The 20,735-nt window shown below is 62.0% G+C and carries 19 protein-coding genes; 9 read left to right on the forward strand and 10 right to left on the reverse strand.

Annotation, left to right across the window (positions count from 1 at the left end; all coding sequences use genetic code 11):
* Positions 1-101: 101 nt before the first annotated feature.
* Both KY465_RS03645 and KY465_RS03650 read left to right on the forward strand, forming a co-directional pair.
* Positions 102-686 (forward strand): TRAP transporter small permease subunit, encoded by a 585-nt coding sequence (locus KY465_RS03645; protein WP_219200013.1) that lies wholly within the window; start codon positions 102-104, stop codon positions 684-686.
* Positions 683-2,533 carry a TRAP transporter large permease gene (locus tag KY465_RS03650; protein ID WP_219200015.1) on the forward strand — a complete coding sequence of 617 codons (1,851 nt, stop codon included), beginning with the start codon at positions 683-685 and terminating at the stop codon, positions 2,531-2,533. The genes KY465_RS03645 and KY465_RS03650 overlap by 4 nt, the downstream gene beginning before the upstream one ends.
* Positions 2,534-2,614: 81 nt before the next feature.
* On the opposite strand, the gene KY465_RS03655 is transcribed toward KY465_RS03650, so the two are convergent.
* Both KY465_RS03655 and KY465_RS03660 read right to left on the reverse strand, forming a co-directional pair.
* Positions 2,615-3,721 carry a TRAP transporter substrate-binding protein gene (locus KY465_RS03655; RefSeq protein ID WP_219200017.1) on the reverse strand — a complete coding sequence of 369 codons (1,107 nt, stop codon included), beginning with the start codon at positions 3,719-3,721 and terminating at the stop codon, positions 2,615-2,617.
* Between the two features lie 259 nt (positions 3,722-3,980).
* The gene (locus KY465_RS03660) at positions 3,981-5,087 is read right to left on the reverse strand and encodes a TRAP transporter substrate-binding protein (protein WP_219200019.1); all 1,107 of its coding nucleotides are present in this window, start codon (positions 5,085-5,087) and stop codon (positions 3,981-3,983) included.
* 357 nt (positions 5,088-5,444) lie between these two features.
* On the opposite strand from KY465_RS03660, the gene KY465_RS03665 reads away from it, so the two are divergent.
* Positions 5,445-6,215 (forward strand): gamma-glutamyl-gamma-aminobutyrate hydrolase family protein, encoded by a 771-nt coding sequence (locus KY465_RS03665; protein ID WP_219200020.1) that lies wholly within the window; start codon positions 5,445-5,447, stop codon positions 6,213-6,215.
* A 61-nt stretch (positions 6,216-6,276) separates the two neighbouring features.
* Here KY465_RS03665 and KY465_RS03670 read toward each other — a convergent pair whose 3' ends face one another.
* The 3 genes from KY465_RS03670 to KY465_RS03680 form a co-directional block, all read right to left on the reverse strand.
* Positions 6,277-7,248, reverse strand: a complete 972-nt coding sequence (locus KY465_RS03670; RefSeq protein ID WP_219200022.1) for a 2-hydroxyacid dehydrogenase — start codon at positions 7,246-7,248, stop codon at positions 6,277-6,279.
* 1 nt (position 7,249) lies between these two features.
* Complete coding sequence (locus KY465_RS03675) at positions 7,250-8,269, reverse strand: LacI family DNA-binding transcriptional regulator (RefSeq protein WP_346432584.1); 1,020 nt, start codon at positions 8,267-8,269, stop codon at positions 7,250-7,252.
* Between the two features lie 137 nt (positions 8,270-8,406).
* Positions 8,407-8,967: a MarR family winged helix-turn-helix transcriptional regulator gene (locus KY465_RS03680; protein ID WP_219200024.1), complete on the reverse strand. Its 561-nt coding sequence runs from the start codon at positions 8,965-8,967 to the stop codon at positions 8,407-8,409.
* Positions 8,968-9,167: 200 nt separating this feature from the next.
* On the opposite strand from KY465_RS03680, the gene KY465_RS03685 reads away from it, so the two are divergent.
* On the forward strand, positions 9,168-10,238 hold the full coding sequence (locus tag KY465_RS03685; RefSeq protein ID WP_219200025.1) for a CobW family GTP-binding protein: 1,071 nt from the start codon (positions 9,168-9,170) through the stop codon (positions 10,236-10,238).
* Positions 10,238-11,227 carry a WD40 repeat domain-containing protein gene (locus KY465_RS03690; protein WP_219200026.1) on the forward strand — a complete coding sequence of 330 codons (990 nt, stop codon included), beginning with the start codon at positions 10,238-10,240 and terminating at the stop codon, positions 11,225-11,227. The genes KY465_RS03685 and KY465_RS03690 overlap by 1 nt, the downstream gene beginning before the upstream one ends.
* Positions 11,228-11,251: 24 nt before the next feature.
* On the opposite strand, the gene KY465_RS03695 is transcribed toward KY465_RS03690, so the two are convergent.
* Positions 11,252-12,334, reverse strand: a complete 1,083-nt coding sequence (locus tag KY465_RS03695; RefSeq protein ID WP_219200027.1) for a helix-turn-helix domain-containing protein — start codon at positions 12,332-12,334, stop codon at positions 11,252-11,254.
* A 251-nt stretch (positions 12,335-12,585) separates the two neighbouring features.
* Between KY465_RS03695 and KY465_RS03700 the strand changes: the two genes are divergently transcribed.
* Positions 12,586-12,831, forward strand: coding sequence for a hypothetical protein (locus KY465_RS03700; RefSeq protein ID WP_219200028.1), 246 nt, complete (start codon positions 12,586-12,588; stop codon positions 12,829-12,831).
* Positions 12,832-12,950: 119 nt separating this feature from the next.
* Here the strand turns inward: KY465_RS03700 and odc2 are convergent, their stop codons facing one another.
* Positions 12,951-14,084 carry an ornithine/lysine decarboxylase gene (gene odc2 / locus KY465_RS03705; protein WP_219200029.1) on the reverse strand — a complete coding sequence of 378 codons (1,134 nt, stop codon included), beginning with the start codon at positions 14,082-14,084 and terminating at the stop codon, positions 12,951-12,953.
* Between the two features lie 661 nt (positions 14,085-14,745).
* On the opposite strand from odc2, the gene KY465_RS03710 reads away from it, so the two are divergent.
* Together KY465_RS03710 and KY465_RS03715 are read left to right on the forward strand one after the other, a co-directional pair.
* Complete coding sequence (locus KY465_RS03710; RefSeq protein ID WP_255561420.1) at positions 14,746-15,405, forward strand: DUF1007 family protein; 660 nt, start codon at positions 14,746-14,748, stop codon at positions 15,403-15,405.
* Positions 15,402-16,415: a nickel/cobalt transporter gene (locus KY465_RS03715; RefSeq protein WP_428982942.1), complete on the forward strand. Its 1,014-nt coding sequence runs from the start codon at positions 15,402-15,404 to the stop codon at positions 16,413-16,415. The genes KY465_RS03710 and KY465_RS03715 overlap by 4 nt, the downstream gene beginning before the upstream one ends.
* Positions 16,416-16,429: 14 nt before the next feature.
* On the opposite strand, the gene KY465_RS03720 is transcribed toward KY465_RS03715, so the two are convergent.
* Both KY465_RS03720 and KY465_RS03725 read right to left on the reverse strand, forming a co-directional pair.
* The gene (locus KY465_RS03720; protein WP_346432585.1) at positions 16,430-16,666 is read right to left on the reverse strand and encodes a hypothetical protein; all 237 of its coding nucleotides are present in this window, start codon (positions 16,664-16,666) and stop codon (positions 16,430-16,432) included.
* Complete coding sequence (locus tag KY465_RS03725; RefSeq protein ID WP_219200032.1) at positions 16,647-17,363, reverse strand: GNAT family N-acetyltransferase; 717 nt, start codon at positions 17,361-17,363, stop codon at positions 16,647-16,649. The genes KY465_RS03720 and KY465_RS03725 overlap by 20 nt, the downstream gene beginning before the upstream one ends.
* 102 nt (positions 17,364-17,465) lie before the next feature.
* Between KY465_RS03725 and KY465_RS03730 the strand changes: the two genes are divergently transcribed.
* Positions 17,466-18,677: a pyridoxal phosphate-dependent aminotransferase gene (locus KY465_RS03730; RefSeq protein WP_219200034.1), complete on the forward strand. Its 1,212-nt coding sequence runs from the start codon at positions 17,466-17,468 to the stop codon at positions 18,675-18,677.
* Positions 18,678-18,937: 260 nt separating this feature from the next.
* On the opposite strand, the gene KY465_RS03735 is transcribed toward KY465_RS03730, so the two are convergent.
* The gene (locus KY465_RS03735) at positions 18,938-20,713 is read right to left on the reverse strand and encodes an SLC13 family permease (protein WP_219200760.1); all 1,776 of its coding nucleotides are present in this window, start codon (positions 20,711-20,713) and stop codon (positions 18,938-18,940) included.
* Between the last annotated feature and the right edge of the window lie 22 nt (positions 20,714-20,735).

Here is a 20,735-nt window from a genome sequence, read left to right on the forward strand (position 1 = left end):
GGCCGATTGACCATGCGCGCGCCACTTCCAAGCCCCGCCAAGAGGGCTGTGTATAGAGGCATAGGAGGACCTGCGCCGCCGGTCATTTTGGGGAGGATCTGATGACCGTTTTGTTGGCGTTCAGCCGCGCGATCGACCGTGTAAATGAATTTATCGGCCGCAATGTCGCGTGGCTGATCCTGGCCTCCGTGCTGATTTCGGCCGGCAATGCCATCATGCGCAAGACATTCGACATTTCATCGAATGCCTGGCTCGAAGTGCAATGGTATTTGTACGGCACGGCCTTTCTGTTGGCCGCGGCCTATACATTGAAACGCAACGAGCATGTGCGCATCGATTTCGTCTCCAATATGCTGAGCAAACGGACACGTGACTGGATCGACCTGATCTGTCACTTCATCTTCCTGCTGCCCTTCGTCTTGCTGATCACCTGGCTGTCGATCCCCTGGGTAACCAAGTCGATCCGCTCCGGTGAAATCTCCGCCAATGCCGGCGGCTTGATCCTCTGGCCGGCCAAGATCATGGTGGCGATCGGTTTCACCCTGCTGATCTTTCAGACCTTCTCCGAAATCATCAAGCGTTTCGCCATCATCATCGGGCGCATCCCGGATGAGACGGAGCACCACGATCTGCCTCCCGAGGCAGAGGTGATGGTGGCCACGGCCAGGCAGGAGGCGGGCAAGTGATTGATCTGATCGCCGAAAACCTTGCCCCGATCATGTTCGTCTCCGTGATGGCCATGCTTCTGCTGGGCTATCCCGTTGCCTTCACTCTCGCGGCCGGTGGGCTGGCCTATTTCGTCATCGGCGTCGAGGTCTCGCACCTGTCTCCGGAAATTCGCCTGTTCTGGCCGCTCCTGCAGGCCCACCCCGATCGCATCTACGGCATCATGTACAATGACACGCTGCTGGCGATCCCGTTCTTCACCTTCATGGGGCTGATCCTCGAGCGATCGCGCATGGCCGAGGATCTGCTCGATACGATCGGTCAGCTGTTCGGACCGATCCGTGGCGGTCTCGCCTATGCCGTCATTCTCGTCGGCGCCCTGCTCGCCGCGACCACCGGCGTCGTCGCCGCCTCGGTGATCGCCATGGGCCTGATCTCGCTGCCGATCATGACCCGCTATGGCTACAACCAGTCGGTTGCCACCGGCTCCATCGCCGCGTCCGGTACCTTGGCGCAGATCGTTCCGCCCTCGCTGGTGCTGATCGTCATGGCCGATCAGCTCGGCCGTTCGGTCGGCGACATGTATGTCGGTGCGCTCTACCCGGCCTTGATCATCATCACGGCTTACTGCCTGTATATTTTCTCGCTGACGATCTTCAAGCCGCAATGGGTCCCGGCCCTGCCGGTCGAGGCGCGCACCCTGGGCAGCGGCGTGACGTCACTGGTCGCGGTGGTCGCCGGCGCCATCGCGCTTCACTACATTTGCTATTATTTCGTCTTCGAAGCATTGCGCTACGAAACGCGTTTTGTCTGGTCCGCTGTCAGCGCAGCGAGTGCGGCCCTGCTTCTCAGCCTTGCAAATCGCAAGTTCAATCTCGGCATCCTGTCGCGCTTGACCGAAGAAGTGGTGATCGTGCTGATCCCGCCGCTGGCGCTGATCTTTCTCGTGCTCGGCACGATCTTCCTGGGCATCGCCACACCGACGGAAGGCGGCGCGATGGGCGCTGTCGGCGCACTGGTCCTGGCATTGATCAAGCGCCGGCTCGACCTGAAGACCGTCAAGCAGGCCCTCGATTCCACCACCCGCCTCTCGGCCTTCGTAATGTTCATCCTGATCGGCGCCCGCGTCTTCGGGCTGACCTTTTACGGCATCAATGGCAATGTCTGGATCGAGGAATTGCTGCTCGCCCTGCCAGGTGGCGAACTTGGCTTTCTGGTGGTGGTCACCATCATCGTCTTCATTCTGGGCTGCTTTCTCGATTTCTTCGAGATTGCCTTCATCATGGTTCCGCTGCTCGCCCCGGTCGCCGAGACGCTCGGCATCGATCTGATCTGGTTCGGCATCATTCTCGGCATCAACCTGCAGACGTCATTTCTGACGCCACCCTTCGGTTTCTCCCTGTTCTACCTGCGGTCCATCGCGCCGACCAAGGAATGGACCGATACGGCGACTGGACGGGTCCTGCCCGGCATCAAGACGACGGCGATCTACAAGGGGGCGCTGCCCTTTATCGTCATCCAGTTTCTTGTCATTCTCACCGTCATCCTCTTTCCCGGGCTGGTCACCCACTACAAGGGTGAACCCACGGTGTCCGAGGATATCGAGATCCAGCTGCCAGGCTTTGGAAGCGAGGGCGGCGGCATGACTCTGCCGCCCTTTGGCAGCCCCGCGCAACAGGAGGACGGGTCGTCGCCGGGCGGACTTCCCGGCCTGCCATCTTTTGGCTTGCCAGCCCCCTCTGATCCGCCTGGAGATGCAGATTCGGCTGACGAGACAACGCCGGAGACCTCCGCGGGAGATGGCGCCGATGCGCCGGCGGCCCCGGCACCCTCGATGGATCTGTCGACGCCGCCCTCCTTCAACTGAGGACGGCCCGCCGGCCATCGCAGCACAAAAAACCCCGGAGCGCGGTCTGCGCTCCGGGGTTTTCATCTGAAGTCCGGCCGATCAGATATTGTCGGCGCGCTGCTGCAGCATCATGTAGGTATCGAAGGTGTACTCCGACAGCTGCTGCCACAGATAGGCCTCGCGGGCATAGGCGACCTGCGAATCATAGATCTTCTTGAAGTTCGGGTTGGCCGCCGATTCCTCCTCGTAGACTTCCTTTGCCGCCTTGTAGCAGGCATCGAGAATCTGCTGGTTGAACGGCCGCAGGACGGCGCCGTTATTGACCAGTTCGCGCACCGCCTTCGGGTTCTTGACGTCGTAATTGCCGAGCGTCTCGGTATTGGCCGCCGAGTTGGCGTCGCTCAGAATGGCCTGGTAGTGCTTCGGCAGTTCATTGTACTTCTCGAGATTGACGAAGGAATGCAGCGCCGCGCCGCCTTCCCACCAGCCGGGATAATAATAATACTTGGCTACCTTGTTGAAGCCGAGCTTCTGGTCGTCATACGGCCCGACCCACTCGGTCGCATCGATCGTGCCTTTCTCGAGCGCCGGATAGATGTCACCGCCGGCAATCAGCTGTGGCGACACGCCCAGCTTGGCCAGGATCTTTCCAGCAAAGCCGCCAATGCGCATCTTCAGGCCATCGAGGTCTTCAACGGTGTTGATTTCCTTGCGGAACCAGCCGCCCATCTGCGCCCCGGTATTGCCGCACACAAAGCCGTGCACGCCATTCGAGTTGTAGAACTCATTGAGCATTTCCATGCCGCCACCTGCGGTGAACCAGGCATTCTGCATGCGCGCGTTTAGCGTCAGCGGGGTGGCAGTGCCAAGCTGATAGGCCGTGTCCTTGCCCCAGTAGTAGTAGGAGCAGGTATGGCACATCTCGACGGTGTTTTCAGACACCGCGTCCAGCGCCTGCAGGCCCGGGACGATCTCGCCGGCCGCAAACACCTGGATCTCGAACTTGCCGTCGGTTGCGGCACGGACATGGTCGGCCATCAATTCCGCAGCACCAAAGATCGTATCGAGAGACTTGGGAAATGACGAGGTCAACCGCCAGGTGATCTGTGGGCTTTCCTGCGCCAAAGCCGGAGCCGCCAGCGTCGTGGCGGCCGCAGCGCCAGCGCCAGCCGTGCCGGCTTTTTTGATAAACGAACGACGATCCATGAATTACCTCCCTGTACACGTTGTAAAGCCGGCTGGAGCACCCCAACCGCGCTTCATGCCGAGGGAGAAAATCATCAGTTGCTTGAACTTGCAAGGTACAGGCAGAAAGAAAATATAAGCAAGAAACAGATGGTTAGCGGCGACTTTCCTTTGCCGAACACGCCAGGGTCAATTTGCCGATACTGTTCTCCGGCCACAAAAAACGGGCCGCCTTTTGCAAAGCGGCCCGCCCATGGTCATTCGAGATGGAGCTGTTTGATTACAGCTTGCCGCCGCGCTGCAGCAGCATCATATAGGTGTCGAACGTATACTCCGACAGCTGTTGCCACAGATACGCGCCGCGCGCGTACTCCAGCTGCGATTCATAGACCTTCTTGAACATCTCGTTCTCGGCGCTGACTTCCTCGAACACTTCGAGGGCCTTCTCGCGGCAGGCGTCGAGCACCTGCTGGTTGAATGGCCGCAGCACTGCCCCATCATTGACCAATTGCTTGAGCGCATCCGGGTTCTTGATGTCATAGCGCGCCAGCATCGAGGCGTTGGCGAAGTATGAAGCGTCGGTGAGGATCGCTTGATAATGCTTCGGCAGGGCGTTGAATTTCTCCAGATTGGCAAAGGCATGCAGCGCCGCGCCGCCTTCCCACCAGCCGGGATAGTAATAGTACTTAGCCACCTTGTTGAAGCCGAGCTTCTGGTCATCATACGGGCCGACCCACTCGGTCGCGTCGATCGTGCCTTTTTCGAGCGCCGGATAGATGTCACCGCCGGCAATCTGCTGCGGTGCCACGCCGAGCTTGGCGAGGATCTTGCCGGCAAATCCGCCGATCCGCATCTTCAACCCGTCGAGATCTTCGACCGTGTTGATCTCCTTGCGGAACCATCCACCCATCTGAGCGCCGGTATTGCCGCACGGAATGCCGTGCACCCCTTGGGTGTGATAGAATTCATTCAGCATGTCGGTGCCGCCGCCCTCGATGAACCAGGCGTTCTGCATGCGCGCGTTCATCGTGAACGGCGTCGCCGTACCGAGCTGATAGGTCGCGTCCTTGCCCCAGTAGTAGTAGGAGGCGGTGTGGCACATCTCGACCGTGCCGTCCGCAGCTGCGTCGAGCGCTTGCAGGCCCGGCACGATCTCGCCGCCGGCAAACACCTGGATGGTGAAACGCCCATCCGTGGCTTCCTTGACCCGCTCCGCCAGCGTCTCTGCAGCGCCATAGATGGTATCGAGAGACTTCGGGAACGAAGATGTCAGGCGCCAGGTGATTTCCGGGCTTTCCTGCGCGATGGCCGGTGCCGCCAGCGTTGTGGCAGCGGCCGCACCAGCGCCAGTCGCGCCGGCTTTCTTGATAAACGAACGACGATCCATAAAAACCTCCCTGATATGGAACAACTGTCGGGCCGGGCTCCCTTCCCCGGCCTCGCAGCTGCGTCAAACAAACCACTTTGCGCGGGGCCTTACAAGCATGCGAGACGTACAAAATCGCCAAATGGTCATATTTTCTTTCCACTTGCCGATCACCCGTCTTACTGCCGGTAAACCACCGGTCTCAAGGCAGCGCAAACCCCGTGGCACAACACTGCAAACTTCGGTAATATAAACGCAATTGCCGCTGCGAGCCGCCGGGCTGACAGCTCGAACCGAAGCTGAAGGACGGGCTCTGCGGTATTCTGCGGGGCATCTGACGCCCTTCGTTTTAGACTAAAGGACAATAGGACCTGGGCCATGCAAAACGGTGTCGTTGCCATCCCCGCGGATATTCGCGAATTCGAGGGTTACGTCTGGCAGGCGGCCCCCGAACAATACGTTCAGGCCGCCATTCGCGGTTCCGGAGTACAGCCGCTGATTGTTCCGGCGCTCGAGGTTGGCTTTGACGCCGATCAGGTGCTCGATCGCGTTGACGGTCTGCTGATCAGCGGCTCACGCACCAATGTCCATCCGAGCCATTACGGGATCAAAGCAACAGAGGGGCATGGCCCGTTCGACCCGGCCCGCGATGCAACCAGCATGGCGATGATCCGCCGCGCCATCGAGCGTGGTCTGCCGTTGCTCGCCATCTGCCGCGGCATTCAGGAACTCAATGTGGCGCTCGGGGGCACGCTCGCCAATGAGATCCAGGAGCTGCCCGGCCGCTCTGACCACCGCAAACCCGAGGTCCCCGACCGTGACGAAGCCTTTGCGGTCCGCCATCCGATTGCCGTGCAGCCCGGCGGGTGTCTCGCCGCCATTCTCGAAGATGAAAAGCCGATGGTGAACTCGCTTCACCGGCAGGGAATATCAGACCTCGCGCCGCGCCTGACAGTCGAAGCGCTGGCCGAGGATGAGACGATCGAAGCCGTCAGCGTCATTGATGCGCCCGGTTTCGCGCTCGGTGTGCAATGGCACCCCGAATACTGGGTGGGAACCGATCCCACATCCGACAAGATTTTCCAGGCTTTCGGCGCCGCCGTGCGTCGCTGGCGCCTCGAAGCCCGGCCGATGCAGGCGGCGGAATAGGCGCGGGCCGTGCGCCTTGCCATTTTGGCAATTGGTATCGGACAAACTTGCTCCGCCGGCCTCAGCTGTTGCGGTTCAGGCTGCGTGTCTCGCTGACCGGGGTCAGGGCTGCCCCGCCCGAAAACCAGGAAACGAGATTGTCGACGAGCAGGTCACCCATGGCGTTGCGGGTCGGCACCGAGGCCGAAGCCACATGCGGCAACAGGCACGCATTGTCGAGCGCCATCAGCGCCCGCGGAACCCGCGGTTCATCCGCGAACACATCGAGACCGGCAGCAGCAATCGTTTCGTCTTCGAGCGCCTTGATCAGCGCCGGCTCATCCACCGTGGTGCCGCGTCCGACATTGATGAACACCCCATTCTCCCCCAGCGCCGCGAACACTTCCGCGCCAACCGCTTTTTCCGTACTTTCGCCGCCTGGCACCACGCAAATCAACAGATCCACCGCTTCTGCCAGATCCCGCAACGTTGCGTGATAGGGATAGGCGACATCCGCACGTTGCGTACGGTTGTGATAATGCACCGGAATCCCGAAACCCTCGAGCCGGCGGGCGATCGCAAGCCCAATGCGCCCAAGACCGAAAATTCCCGCCGTGCGTCCGCGCAATGTCAGCGGAGTGAGGGGAAAAGCGCCCTCTTTTAACCAGCGTCCGGACCGCAGCCAGGCCTCCGCTTGCGGCAGACGACGCAGCGTGTTGAGCACGAGGCCGATTGTCGTATCGGCGACCTCATCTGACAGGACGTCGGGTGTATATGTGACCATCACGCCGCGCCTCGCCGCATGCGCGGCATCGACCGCGTCATAGCCGACACCGAAATTGCCGATGATTTCCAATCGATCGAACGCATCGATGAAAGGCGCCGATATTTCGGTCATCGCGGCGATGCCGCGGACCCGCCGGCGATCATGCGGCTGCACCAGCGAGGCATCCGCAGTCTCGATCGAGATGCAATTGAACTCGGATTGCACGCGCTGACGCACATGCGCATTAATCCGTCCCGGGATCAGGATGGTGGGCCTCGCCTCGTCCATGTCAGTCCTTTTTCAACGGCGCCGTCGATTGGCGGATACGCATTTCCGGCTTGATCAGGTGCAAGCCGTTGGCCTCGCTTGAGCCGTTCAGCTTGTCGAGCAGTGCCCGTGCCGCCGAACGACCGACCTCGGCTTGCCCGTTCCACACCGTGGTCAGTGCCGGCGTGGCGATCGCCGCCTCTTCGAGATCGTCATAGCCGGTGACAGAAATATCGCGACCCGCCACAAGCCCCGCTCTTGAGACGCCGTTCATCAGCCCGATGGCGACCAGATCATTCCAGCACACGGCGGCTGTCGGCTTTTGCGGCATTGACAGGAAATTGACCGCCGCCTCGAAGCCACCCTGCTTGGTGCGCGGTCCGGGGATCCTGAGGCCCGGGTCCACTTCGATACCGGCCTTGAGCAGCGCATTGACATAGCCCTGATACCGGTCCCGGCCGGTCGAGGTCTGGTCGGTGCCCCCAATCATGGCAATGACCCGGTGCCCGAGGCTGATCAGATGATTGGTCGCCAGCGCAATCCCGTAGCTGTCATCACCGCGAAACGTCGGAACATCAAGTTCCGGCACCTGCCGCGCGATGAGGATGGCCGGCATGCCATTGTCTTCCGCGAGCTTGATGTCCGCCACCGGTGTGTCGATCGCCGGCGACATGATCACGCCGTCGCCGCCCAGTTGCAGCAGCGTCTCGATAAAATTGCGCTGCTTGTCGACGGAATCGTAATGATTGGAAAGAATGAAGGTCTGCCGGCTGCGATCGAGTTCGGTCTCGATTGCGCGCAGGATCTCGGCATAGAACGGGTTCATGATGTCATGCACGACGACACCGACGATGCCCGAGCGCGAAGTGCGCAGGCTGGCGGCGCGGCGATTGTAGATATAGCCGAGTTCGACAGCCTTTTCCTTGACCCGTTCGCGCGTCGCATCGGCCACCAGCGGGCTATCGCGAAGCGCCAGAGAAACAGTTGCTGTCGACAGGCCGAGCGTTTCCGCGATCGTCGACAGTTTCACCTTTTGCGCCACGCAGGGTCCCCCTGGGCCAGCCTGTGACGGGGGCCCGTTCAACATTTTAAAGTCTGTTTAAAAAATTCAGGGTCGGCTGGCAATCGCGTTGTCAGCCACGCCGTCCCGGCCGTGACGAACACCCGCTCTGCAAATGCTCATGGCGCCCGGCCCGTTTTTTCTGCCTCGCCATCCACTTTCGGCTCAGCCTCTTGCCCTTCTGACCGTATGGATGCGCCCGCCAGATTCATGTCGATCACCGCCAGACTGTCGAGCAGCCGCCTGATGTCCTTATTCTTCAGCCCTGTGAGCGCAAGCGCCGCGGTCTCCTTCTGGGCAGCTTCGATGGCGGAGATTTTCCCTTTGCCCTGCTCCGTCAACTCGATCAGCGTCAAGCGCCCATCCTCGGGCGACACCGCGCGCCGCACCAGTCCCTGGGCGGCGAGGCGTGTTATGCTGCGGGTCAATGTCGGCGCTCTCACGCCGAGCATCTGTGCCAAAGCACCCGCTGTCTGGCTGCCCTTTTGCGCGAGCGCCAGCATCAGTTGATCCTGGCCCGCATAGAGCCCGTGCGCCGAAAGGCACTGGTTCAGCGTCGTGCGGCTGCTGCGCGCCACCTGCGCGATCGCGGCAAGCACGGCGCCCGCGCGCGCATCTCGTCCGGTGTTTATGCCAGCCGTCGCGGCTTTCTTTTCACCGCGCTTCCGGTTCTTCTTCATATCCGCCAATCCCGCTGCCTCCCGCCGCATGCCGTTGCGCCAACACGCCCATCAAATCTGCACCGAAGGCCCGCCCATAAGGACCCGCCAGAAGCGGCTTCGACCTCCTTCGAGCAAAACCGATGCCAGCGCGCTGGCGCAATGCCGGCCCAGACCCTATATGGAAGCGGCAAATTTCCCGTTACCGAGGCAGATCGTTCATGAGCCAAGGCCCCGCCCCTGTTCCCGTCACCGTACTCACCGGCTATCTCGGCGCGGGCAAGACCACGCTTCTCAACCGGATTCTCTCAGCATCGCACGGCAAGCGCTATGCCGTCATCGTCAACGAGTTCGGCGAGATCGGCATCGACAATGATCTCATCATTGAATCCGATGAAGAGATCTACGAGATGAACAATGGCTGCGTCTGCTGCACGGTGCGCGGCGATCTTGTGCGCGTCGTCGAGGGCCTGATGCGCCGGCCCGGCCGCTTCGATGCCATTATCGTCGAGACAACCGGACTCGCCGATCCGGCTCCGGTCGCCCAGACTTTCTTCATGGATGAAGAGGTGCGCGCCAAGACCCGGCTTGATGCCGTCGTGGCGCTTGTCGATGCGCACCACCTGCCCGATCGCTTGCAGGACAGCGCCGAGGCCGAGGATCAGATCGCTTTTGCCGATGTCATCGTTCTCAACAAGACCGACCTCGTCGATTCCGAGAAATTGGCCAGCGTCGAGGCGACCATTCGGGCCATCAACCCCTCGGCCCGCATTCACCACGCCAGCCGCGCCGACGTGCCGCTTGAGGCCGTGCTCGACCGCGGCACCTTCGATCTGCAGCGCGCCCTCGACAATGACCCGCAGTTTCTCGACCATGATGATCCGGGCCACATCTGCGGACCCGCCTGCGAGCATGGAGACGGGCACGATCATCACCACGACCATGATCACCACCACCACGACGGCCACAATCATGCCGAACCGGCAAAGATTCATGACGTCACGGTGCAGTCGATCAGCCTGCGGGCCGGTCCGCTCGATCCGAAAAAGTTCTTTCCGTGGATCGAAAAGATCACCCAGATCGACGGGCCGAAGATCCTGCGGCTGAAGGGGATCATCGCGCTTGACGGCGATGCCGAGCGATATGTCATCCAGGGCGTCCACATGATTGTCGAGGGCGACCATCAGCGGGAGTGGAAAGAGGGTGAAGAGCGCCAGAGCCGCATTGTCTTCATCGGTCGCGATCTCGATCGTGACAAGCTCGAGCGCACCTTCATGGCTTGCCAGGCCTGATGCCGACCGTCGCGCCGCTCGATCTTGACGGCCATGTCCTGGCTGCTGCCTTTCTCGGCGACGTCCCGGTGTACGGGGTGGCCGACGGCACCGTCGTTCGGCTCGACCATGGCATCCACCGGCACGAGCTGCATGATGGTCTCCTGGCCGCTGCCGTCAGCCCGGACGGCGACCGCCTGATCAGCGGCGGCGAGGACGGCAAGGTAATGACCCTTTCGGCCGACGGCATGCTCACCGAGATCCGCGGCCCGGCCCGCAAATGGGTCAATGCCGTCGCTTTCGGGCCCCGTGGCACCGTCGCCTGGTCCGAAGGACGCGCGGCGACGGTGCTGACTGCCGACGGCACACACCGTGAATTCTCGGAGCCGCGCACCATCGAGGGACTGGCCTTCGCGCCGAAGGGGCTGCGCATAGCGCTGGCCCGCTACAACGGCGTGTCGCTGGCCTTCGTCGCCGGCAACGCTGCCCCGCTTGATCTGGAGTGGAAGGGGGCGCATTCGGCGGTCACCTTCAGCCCTGACAATCGTTTCCTCGTCACCACCATGCAGGAAAATGCCCTGCATGGCTGGAAGCTTGACGGCAAGCATGGCGACGAAGCACGCCATATGCGCATGACCGGCTATCCGGCGAAAATCCGCTCCTTTTCCTGGTCAAAAAAGGGGCATTGGCTTGTCACCTCCGGCGCACCCTCGGCGATTGCCTGGCCTTTTCAGGGCAAGGACGGACCGATGGGGAAAGCGCCGATGGAGCTTGGCCTGCGCAGTGACACCATGGTCACTTCGGTCGCCTGTCATCCGCGTGAGGAACTGGTGGCCATCGGCTATGCCGACGGCATGGTGCTCGCCGTGCGGCTTGCCGATTCAAAGGAAGCCTTGCTGCGCCGGCCCGGCAAGGGCGCCATATCGATGCTGGCCTGGAACCCGGCCGGCCGGCTGCTCGCCTTTGCTTCGGAAGCCGGTGATTGCGGCGTCATCGATATTGCCGGCTAAGCACTCCTTGCGCTGGCCGGCGGATCACTCCGCGGCAAGCGGTCCGCGCGCCAAGGCCTGCTCTCGAAATTCACGCGGGCTGATCCCGACCCGTTCGCGAAAGGCCCGGTTGAACGGCGCCAGCGAGGCATAGCCAAGTCGGAAGGCGTGCTGCACGATTTGTTCGCGCGCTTCCTGCGGGTCGGCGAGCCGCCGCTTTGCCTCGTTGATGCGGTAGTCATTCACGAAGGCCGAGAAATTGCGATAGCCGAGACCCTTGTTGATTAGCCGGCGCAAACGGTGTTCCGGGATCTCGAGCCGCTCACCGAGCCCGCCGATGGTCAGGCCGGGTTCGAGATACAGCCCGCTTTCCATCGCCGCCACCACGCTCTCGAGCTCCAACCGATCGGCCGCAGCCAGTTCGGCATCGGCCGGCGTGCGTGCCGTCCCGGTCGGGCGCAGCACCATGGCATGCTTGATGCTCGTCAGCCAGAAACCGAAGCCGACCGCCAGCAGAAAGAAAACCGCGGCATAGCCGGCGCACAGCAGCTCGGCGGCCGCTCCGCCAATATCGACAAGCTCCAGCACGATCACCAGAAGCGTGAATGGCGGCACGGTGAATGACAGGGCGCGCCGGAACGTGCGCCGCGCCGGCACCAGATCGCTGGCCGAGTCCGTCAGCGCCAACCGGATCAAAAGAACGAGCAGAGCCGCATCGAACAGCGCCAAAGCGCCCCCGAATGCCGCGCCGATGCGCTCGCCGCCAAGGGCGAACCCTGCCACCAGCGGCAGCACCACAGCAAGCGGCCACAGGGTCGCCACGCGCCATCGGTAATGGTCATCAAACAGCGCCAGCGCGAACCACCACAGCGCCACGAAGTGGAACTGCTGCAACAAGGCGGCCAGCCAGGCCGGCAGTTCCATCGCGACGGTCGAAGCAGGAATGTTGATCATCGCTTCGATAATGCCGGTGCCACAAAACAGCAGTCCGGCAATGGTCACGGGACTGCGCGGCAAGCGCGTCAGGTGGATGATCAACAGAAGCAGAATAGCGACCGTGCCGCCGCGAAACATCAGATCGGTGAGCGCAACGAGCGAGATCGGCGCGGGCGAAAGGGCTGCATCCATGGCATCCTCCATGCGGCAAGCTCTGGGCGGTGTCACCTATCCGCCGCCTCAGCGCTCCTGTCCAGTCGATCCCGAATTTTATCGATCGATTTCAAAAAAACCGGTCGAATTTTCGAAATCGCGGCGCAATCCCTACCGCATCCGCTCAAATCCACTCATGGCGATCGATGTACGCCGCACGAAACACTCGAAAAAAGGCCGCGCAGCCCGGCCCGACACGGCGTTGCGCTCCTTCGCGAAAGGAACACGACATGACACGCTTGATTTCGACAGCCCTGACCACGGCCTTGCTTGCCGCAAGCCTTGCCGCGCCTGCGCTCGCTGCCACAGACGACACCACGCCTCCGGCATCGATCTGTGCTGAGCAGGATCAGCGCCACACGCAGTCAGCCGACACAGCGATCGACTGTACGGCGACCTCGGCCGTGCCCCAGTCTGGCGACAGCATCGGCTATCCCCCTTCGCCGACATCGATCGGCGGCGGCATCTTTTTCTGATCGCTGTCTGAAGACAGCAAAAAGCCTCGGAAACCCCGAGGCTTTTTCTGTTGCGAAAAACGGACTGACAGGGCCGTCTTGCCCTGCCGGGAGCGGCTACAAGGACCGCCCACGGATGCTCAGATGACGTAGGACTTCAGCGGCTCGAAACCATTGAACGCCACCGCCGAATAGGTGGTGGTGTAAGCGCCCGTCCCCTCGATCAGAACCTCGTCGCCGATGGTCAGCGACACCGGCATCGCATAGGGTGTCTTTTCATAAAGCACATCAGCCGAATCGCAGGTCGGGCCGGCCAGCACGCAGGGCTCGGTGGCCTCGCCATCGCGATCCGTGACGATCGAATAGCGGATCGCCTCGTCCATGGTTTCCGCCAGACCGCCAAATTTGCCGATGTCGAGATACACCCAGCGCACATTGTCGTTGTCGCACTTGCGCGAGGTCAGCACGACTTCCGCCTTGATGACACCGGCATTGCCGACCATGCCCCGGCCCGGCTCGATGATCGTTTCCGGCAACTGGTTGCCGAAATGCCGGCGCAGCGCCGAGGAAATCGCCTGGCCGTAGGCTTCTGCGGTCGGAATGTCTTTCAGATACCGGGTCGGAAAGCCGCCGCCCATATTGACCATCTTCAGCGTAATGCCCTGCTGCAGCAGCTTGTCGAACACGCGCCGGGCGTCCGCCAGCGCGCTGTCCCAGGCATCAAGCTTGGTCATCTGCGAGCCGACATGAAAGGACACACCATGCGAGATCAGTCCGAGTTGATGCGCATACACCAAGACATCCACTGCCATCGCCGGAACGCAGCCGAACTTGCGCGACAGCGGCCATTCAGCCCCCTCGCCATCGGTCAGAACACGGCAGAACACGCGCGCCCCGGGAGCGGCGCGGGCCACCTTCTCCACTTCCTCGTGGCTGTCGACGGCATAGAGGCCGACACCGAGCGCAAACGCCCGCGCGATGTCGCGCTCTTTCTTGATGGTGTTGCCGTAGGAAATCCGGCTCGCATCGGCGCCCGCCTTCAGGGCCATTTCGATTTCCGCCACCGAGGCGCAGTCGAAATTCGAGCCGAGGGCGGCGAGCAGCGCCAGAATTTCCGGAGCCGGGTTGGCTTTCACCGCATAGTAGATTGAACTGTCCGGCAGAGCCTTGCGAAACGTCTGGAAATTGTCGCGGACGACATCAAGGTCGACAACGAGGCAGGGGCCGTCCGGACGTCGTGTACGAATGAAATCGCGAATACGTGCAGTGGTCATCGGGTTCCTCCGATCCGCCCGCGCTTGCGGGGGCGTGTGAAGACAGTGCACCCGTGCCCCACCCAATACCCGCCTTTGGATCGGCCGGAATCGCGGTATGGACGCCGAATGCGTCGAGAACCATCGCCTCATCAGCGACAATTCGGCTCTGTCTGCCTTGGTTTGGAGGGAAAACCCGACCGCACTTCCGGCAATGAAGGTGTGCCTCTTCAGTAACCCCGGCTGTTGGAAAGCCGGCAGACACTAGAAAGGCCCGCACCGTCGTTGCTTCAAGATGTCCTCGCTTGCCCGGTGGGCCGGAAAGCGACTGGAGGGGTTAGTTCCAGGTACCTTGCCGTGATCTCGCCATATCGAGACCCGGCGGACACCCACAGGCACGTGCGACTTTGGGCAGCCGAGAAATAGGATTTCGCGGAATCGGAATCAAGAAAAAAATTTGGCCGGACAGCAAAAAGATCGGGCCGTGCTGCCGCTGCGTCATCCGCAGCCGATCAGCCTCTGGTCATCGGCAGCCAGCACCGCTAAAGATTCGCATGCTGCCAGGCTGCAAGACAGACCGAATCGTGCTGCGCCAACGGGCATTGGCCGGATTTGTGTCGCATTTTCATGCCATCAGCACGGCAACGCTGCGGCGGCACGGAGCGATGGAAAGAGGCTACGCATGTTCAATCGAACGAAGATCACGGCAATGTCCTGCGTTGCAGGCATTTTCAGCATTCTCGCCGCTCCGGCACTCGCTCACCCGCATATATTCGCGCAAGCCCGGCTCGAGGTCGAGACTGCCGCCGATGGAACAATTGTCGAATTGCGCAATGTCTGGCGCTTTGACGAGGTTTTCTCCGCCAGTGTCGTCATGGATTACGACACCAATCGCAATCTGACCCTCGAACCGGAAGAGCTTGCCGAGGTTGGCGCCATCGTCCGCGACTCGCTCGCCGATTTCAATTATTACACCACGCTCATCGACAATGGGGCCGACCTTGCGGTCAAGCGCCCGGCGCAGATCCACGCCGACTACCAGGACGGTCAGCTCTTGCTGATCTTCGCCGTCGAGCCGGAACGCACGCTGGCGCTCGACGGCACGGTCTCGGTCGGCGTCTATGATCCGACCATGTATGCAGCCATCGATTTCGCGACCGATGCCGACCTTGTCGTCACCGGTGCCGCCGCCGACCGCTGCGCCACCAGGATCGTTCGGCCGGACCCCGATCAGGTCATCGCCGAGAACCAGGACAGCCTGACCGAAGCGTTTTACGAAACCGACGGCGCCAACGACCTGTCCAAACTTTTCGCAACGCGGATCGAATTCACATGCGGTTGAAATCTGCGGGACCAGCGTCCCGGACGGTCGCATTTGCGGTGATTGCCTGTGCGGCAATTCTACTCCTGCCCGCGACAGGCCATGCCCAATCGCCCCTCGGCATCGGCAGCGCCGAGCCCTCTGCGATGCCGAGCGGTACCGGCTGGCAGATCCTGGCCTTCATCAATGAACGCCAGCAGGCTTTCTACAGGGCCATGACCGGCGCCCTCAAGGCCATGCGCTCGGACCCTTCGAAACTGGCGCTCCTGATCGGTCTGTCATTTGCCTATGGCGTATTCCACGCCGCCGGCCCCGGCCACGGCAAGGCAGTGATCTCATCTTACATGCTCGCCAACGAGGTGGCGCTGCGCCGCGGTGTCGTGCTTTCATTCGTGTCGGCGCTGTTGCAGGGCGCCACGGCGCTGCTCGTGGTTGCCGCGGCATGGCTGGCTCTGCGCGGCACAGCCGTTTCCATGACCGATGCCACCCACTTCATGGAGCTGGCCAGCTATCTGCTGATCGCCGCCTTCGGTGCCTGGCTGCTGTGGCGCAAGGCTGCGCTTGCCCTCAGGCGCAGTCCTGCCACCCATCACTCTTCGCTATCGGTCGCTGGCCACGCGAGCGACCATTCACATGCGCGCGCGCATCAGCACGACGGCGCTGTGTGCGCCAGTTGCGGCCACGCGCATGCTCCTGACCCAGCCCTCATCAACGGGCGCGATCTGTCTTTGCGGGAGGCCGCGACAGCCGTGATCGCCGTCGGGTTGCGGCCCTGCTCCGGCGCCCTGCTTGTGCTCACCTTTGCCCTGCTCAACGGTCTGTTTCTCGGCGGCGTGTTATCGGTCCTCGCCATGTCCATTGGCACGGCGATCACCGTTTCGATCCTCGCCACCCTTGCGGTCGGCGCCAAGGGCCTTGCCCTGCGCTACGCCGGTGATCGCCGCGCCGCCGGGGTCGGTACGGCAATCGAACTTGCCGGCGCCGCGTTGATCCTGGCACTTGGGCTGGTGCTGTTTACCGCCGCGCTATAACGCTGATTTCAGGGTCAGGACCCGCTTTCATCGCGATCGGATGCGCCGGAACCACGGCGGTAGCGGCCGCGCAGCCAGAATACTGCGAAGAAGGCCAGCACCGCCGCCACACCGGCGGCGATCGCCAGCACCGGCGACACAGCGCCGAGCGAGGTCATGATCCCCGGCATCAGGTAGAAGACCGCGAAGGTAGCAGCAAGAATGGCCGCCGCGGCCAGCAGTGCCGATTTGTCAGACTTGTTCAGCGCCACTGGGTATTCCTTTCCTGTTCGCGTTACCGGCGCGCCGGCAGCTTTCCAATGTCTGCTGCTGCTGCCCGTTGTCATCGAAATTCTCACTGGCCAGCCATTCTTCGAAACCGGCCTGAATCGCTGGCCATTCATGATCCAGCATCGCATACCAGGCCGTATCGCGATTGGCGCCCTTGACAACCATATGTTGCCGGAAAATGCCCTCGAAGCTGAACCCCAGCCGCAGCGCCGAGCGCCGTGATGCCAGATTGAGCGCATCGCACTTCCATTCATAGCGCCGATAGCCCAGCTCGCAAAAGACGTGCTTGGCCAGCAGATAATGCGCTTCGGTCGCCATGGGCGTGCGCGCCATCGCTTTGCCATGCGCCACGGAGCCGATTTCGATCACGCCATGCGTCGGATCGGGCCGCATGTAGGACGCCATGCCGACCACATCTCCCGAGCGCCGCGACCTGAAGACATTGACGATCGTTCCCGCCGCGGCGGTCTCTTCGAGCCAGGCTGCAAGCTGATCGGCCGCCTCGAAAGGCCCGCTGAAGAAATAGCGCAGCAGCGCGTTGACCTCAGCTCCACCAAAGGCGTCCCAAAGGGCGTCGGTATGCACATCGCGCCGGAAAGGCTCGATCATCACATGCCGTCCACTCAACGCCACCGGCTGCGGCGCTGGCCGCCCTGTCCACTTTTCAAGGTCCGTCATTGCCCGTTCCATTTGAATTCACCGGCGCGATAGGACATGAATTTGCGTCACAGCACAACAGGGTCCGGCGGATGAACGCCCCTTACCGAAAAGAGACAGCTTATGCCGAGCCTGAACAACCTTGATGCCAAGGGCCCCGAGCCCATTGCCGCTTTCGCGCGCATGGGTGAGGAAAACGCCTTTGCCGTCCTCGCCCGCGCCACTCAACTTGCCGCGCAGGGGCGTGACATTCTCAATCTCGGCATCGGTCAGCCGGACTTCCAGACGCCACCCCATGTGGTCGAGGCTGCTGTCAAAGCCCTGCGCGACGGGCACCATGGTTACACACCGGCCAATGGATTGCTGCCCACGCGCGAAGCCGTCTGCCGCCGGGTGCACACCATGACCGGCGTCGCGATCTCGCCGGAAACGGTGATGATCACGCCGGGCGGCAAGCCTGCCATGTATGCGGCCATTTCCATGCTTGGCGAACCCGGCGCCGAGATCCTTTATCCTGACCCCGGCTTTCCCATCTATCGGTCGATGATAGATTTCACCGGTGCCAGGGCGGTCCCGGTACCGCTCCGCGAGGACAATGCTTTCGCCTTCTCGGCCGAAGAGACCCTGTCTTTGATCACCGCCGATACCCGGCTTCTGATCATCAACTCCCCCTCCAATCCGACGGGTGCCGTGACGCCGCGTATCGAGATTGAGAAACTGCTCGCCGGCCTTGAAAACCATCCGCACGTCGTCGTGCTTTCCGATGAGATTTACGACGTCATGACCTATGATGGCACCGAGCACACGTCGCTGCTCGCCTTTCCCGAAATTCGCGACCGCCTGATCGTTCTCAATGGCTGGTCAAAGACCTGGGCCATGACCGGCTGGAGACTGGGCTGGTCCATCTGGCCGCCGCACCTCTACGAAGCCATGCGCAAGCTTGCCGTCAACTCCTGGTCCTGCGTCAACGCGCCGGCTCAATGGGCCGGCATAGCCGCCATTGATGGGCCGCAGGATCATGTCCACGACATGCTCGCCGCTTTCGATCGCCGCCGGCAACTGGTCACCGATCTGGCCAACCGCATCGACAATGTCACCTGTGTTCGCCCGAACGGCGCCTTTTACGCCTTCCCCAACATCAAGGCAACCGGGTGGTTCGCAAAGGACCTGTCCCGCGCCGTGCTCGAAAAGGCAGGCGTGGCACTGATCGGCGGCCCTGATTTCGGCGACTTCGGCGAGGGCTATCTGCGCATCTCCTGCGCCAGTTCGGACGTGGCCATTCGCGACGCCTTCGAGCGCATCGATGAGTTTCTGGCGACTGAGCAGCCGGCCTAGAGTCAGGTCCCATTAAACTGGTTGAAATGATCGGAACGTTTGTGCGGAACCAGGGAGCAAGCCTGCAGGAAGTCTCCTGACTTTCAATGGCTTGCGACGATGGAGAGCGTGCGAATACGCCCGATCCGAAGGACAATCGATCCGGCGGCGGCCTACTATGTCAAACCCTTGAGAGGGGACCCATGCTCCGCTCTGCGGGCTTTTCCTTCCAGCCCTTGCCCTATCGAACGCCATTTCAGTCACATTAGTGGGTCCTGACCCTAGCCGAACCACAGATAGATCGCCAGCGTGCTGAATGCGCCGACGACCAGGTTCATCGGCACGCCGATCTTCAGGAAATCGCTGAAGCGATAGTTGGCCGCGCCGTAGACCAGCGTGTTCGTCTGATAGCCGATCGGCGTGGCAAAACTGGCCGAAGCGCCGAACATCACGGCCATCAGAATGGCGCGTACATCGATCCCGAGCGGCTCCGCCAGCCCGATGACCACCGGCGTCAGCACCACCGCCACGGCATTGTTGGTAACGAGTTCGGTCATGATCGAGGCGCCATAATAGATCAGCAGCAACGCCAGAAGCGGCGGCACCGCGGTCAATACCGGCGTCAGGGCGGCGACCACCAGATCGACAGATCCGCTGTTTTCCAGGGCCCGCCCGACAATCAGCATGGCGAAGATCAGCACCAGTATCGAACCGTCCAGCGCCCCCCAGGCTTCGTCGGCGTCGATGCAGCGCAGGATCAGGATCGCCGCGACCGCGATCATCGCCAGCGCGCCGATTTCCATGACGCCAAACGCCGCAAGCGCCACCACCAGCCCCAGGGCAATCAGTGCGATCGGCGCCTTGCCGCGGCGATAGGCCCGTCCCGACGGATGCGTAACCGAGACCAGATCGGTCTCCGTCGACAGCTCCTCGAACCCCTCAGGCGGTCCTTCGATCAGCAATTTGTCGGCCGCCTTCAGGCGTACGGCGCCGAGGTCGGGTCCGGGAATGTGATTGTGCCGATGCGCGCCAAGAACCCGGATACCGAAGCGCCGGCCGAGCGACAGGGCTGAAATCGGCACACCCTGCGTCACCCGCCGCGGCGCCACCACGGCCTCGACGACCATGGTAGTCTCGCTCGGCTTCTGCGCACCGCGCAGACCGACACGCACCCCTTCCAGACTGTTCAGCGTCAGGACTTCGGAGGTCGGCGCGCGCACGATCACCGTATCACCCTTGCGCAGTGCGAAATCCTCAAGGCCGGCCCGCGTCAGCTCCTTGCCGCGCCGGATGCCGGTCACCGTCATGCCGGGCCGGTTGAACTTGGCAATGTCGGCAATTGTCCGCCCTTCTTCACCTTCAGCGGTCAGGGTGACCTCGGTGAGAAATTCGGTCTCGCCAAGCAGCAGGTCCTGTTCGGCATGGCCGCGATCCGGCAACAGGAAACGTCCCATGATGCCGATCGAGATCAAGCCTGAGATCGCCGCGACAATGCCGATGGGCGTGATCTCGAAAATGCCGAACGGCTCGAGTCCCTGCTGCCGCGCCACGCCATCGACGAGAAGGTTGGTCGATGTGCCGACCAGGGTCAGTGTGCCGCCAAGGATACCGATGTAGGACAGGGGAATGAGCAAGCGCGTCGGGGCAACGCCTGCCGTTTTCGCCAGCTTGATGACCACCGGGATCAGAACCAGCACAATCGGCGTGTTGTTGACAAACGCCGAAGCGAGCATGGTCACCAGAATGAAGGCGCCGATCGCAAGGGTCGGATGGTTCTGGGCGCGCGCCACCACCATTTCCGCCAGCGCATCCAGGACGCCGGTGCGCACCAGTGCGCCCGACAGGATGAACATGGCTCCGATGGTGATTGGCGCTGGATTGGAAAAAGCCGCCATCGCCTCGGAGGGCGAGACAAAGCCCAGAACCATGCAAAGGGCTGCGGCGGTCGCTGCGATGACTTCCGGCGGATAGCGTTCCGAGAGGAACCCGGCAAACATCACCGCCAGGACCACCAGTCCGATGATCGCCTGATAGGACTCTATGAACTCCAGATACATATCCGACACGCTTTGCCGCCCC

This window comes from Neohoeflea coraliihabitans (assembly GCF_019334345.1).
Classification (GTDB): Bacteria; Pseudomonadota; Alphaproteobacteria; order Rhizobiales; family Rhizobiaceae; genus Pseudohoeflea; species Pseudohoeflea coraliihabitans.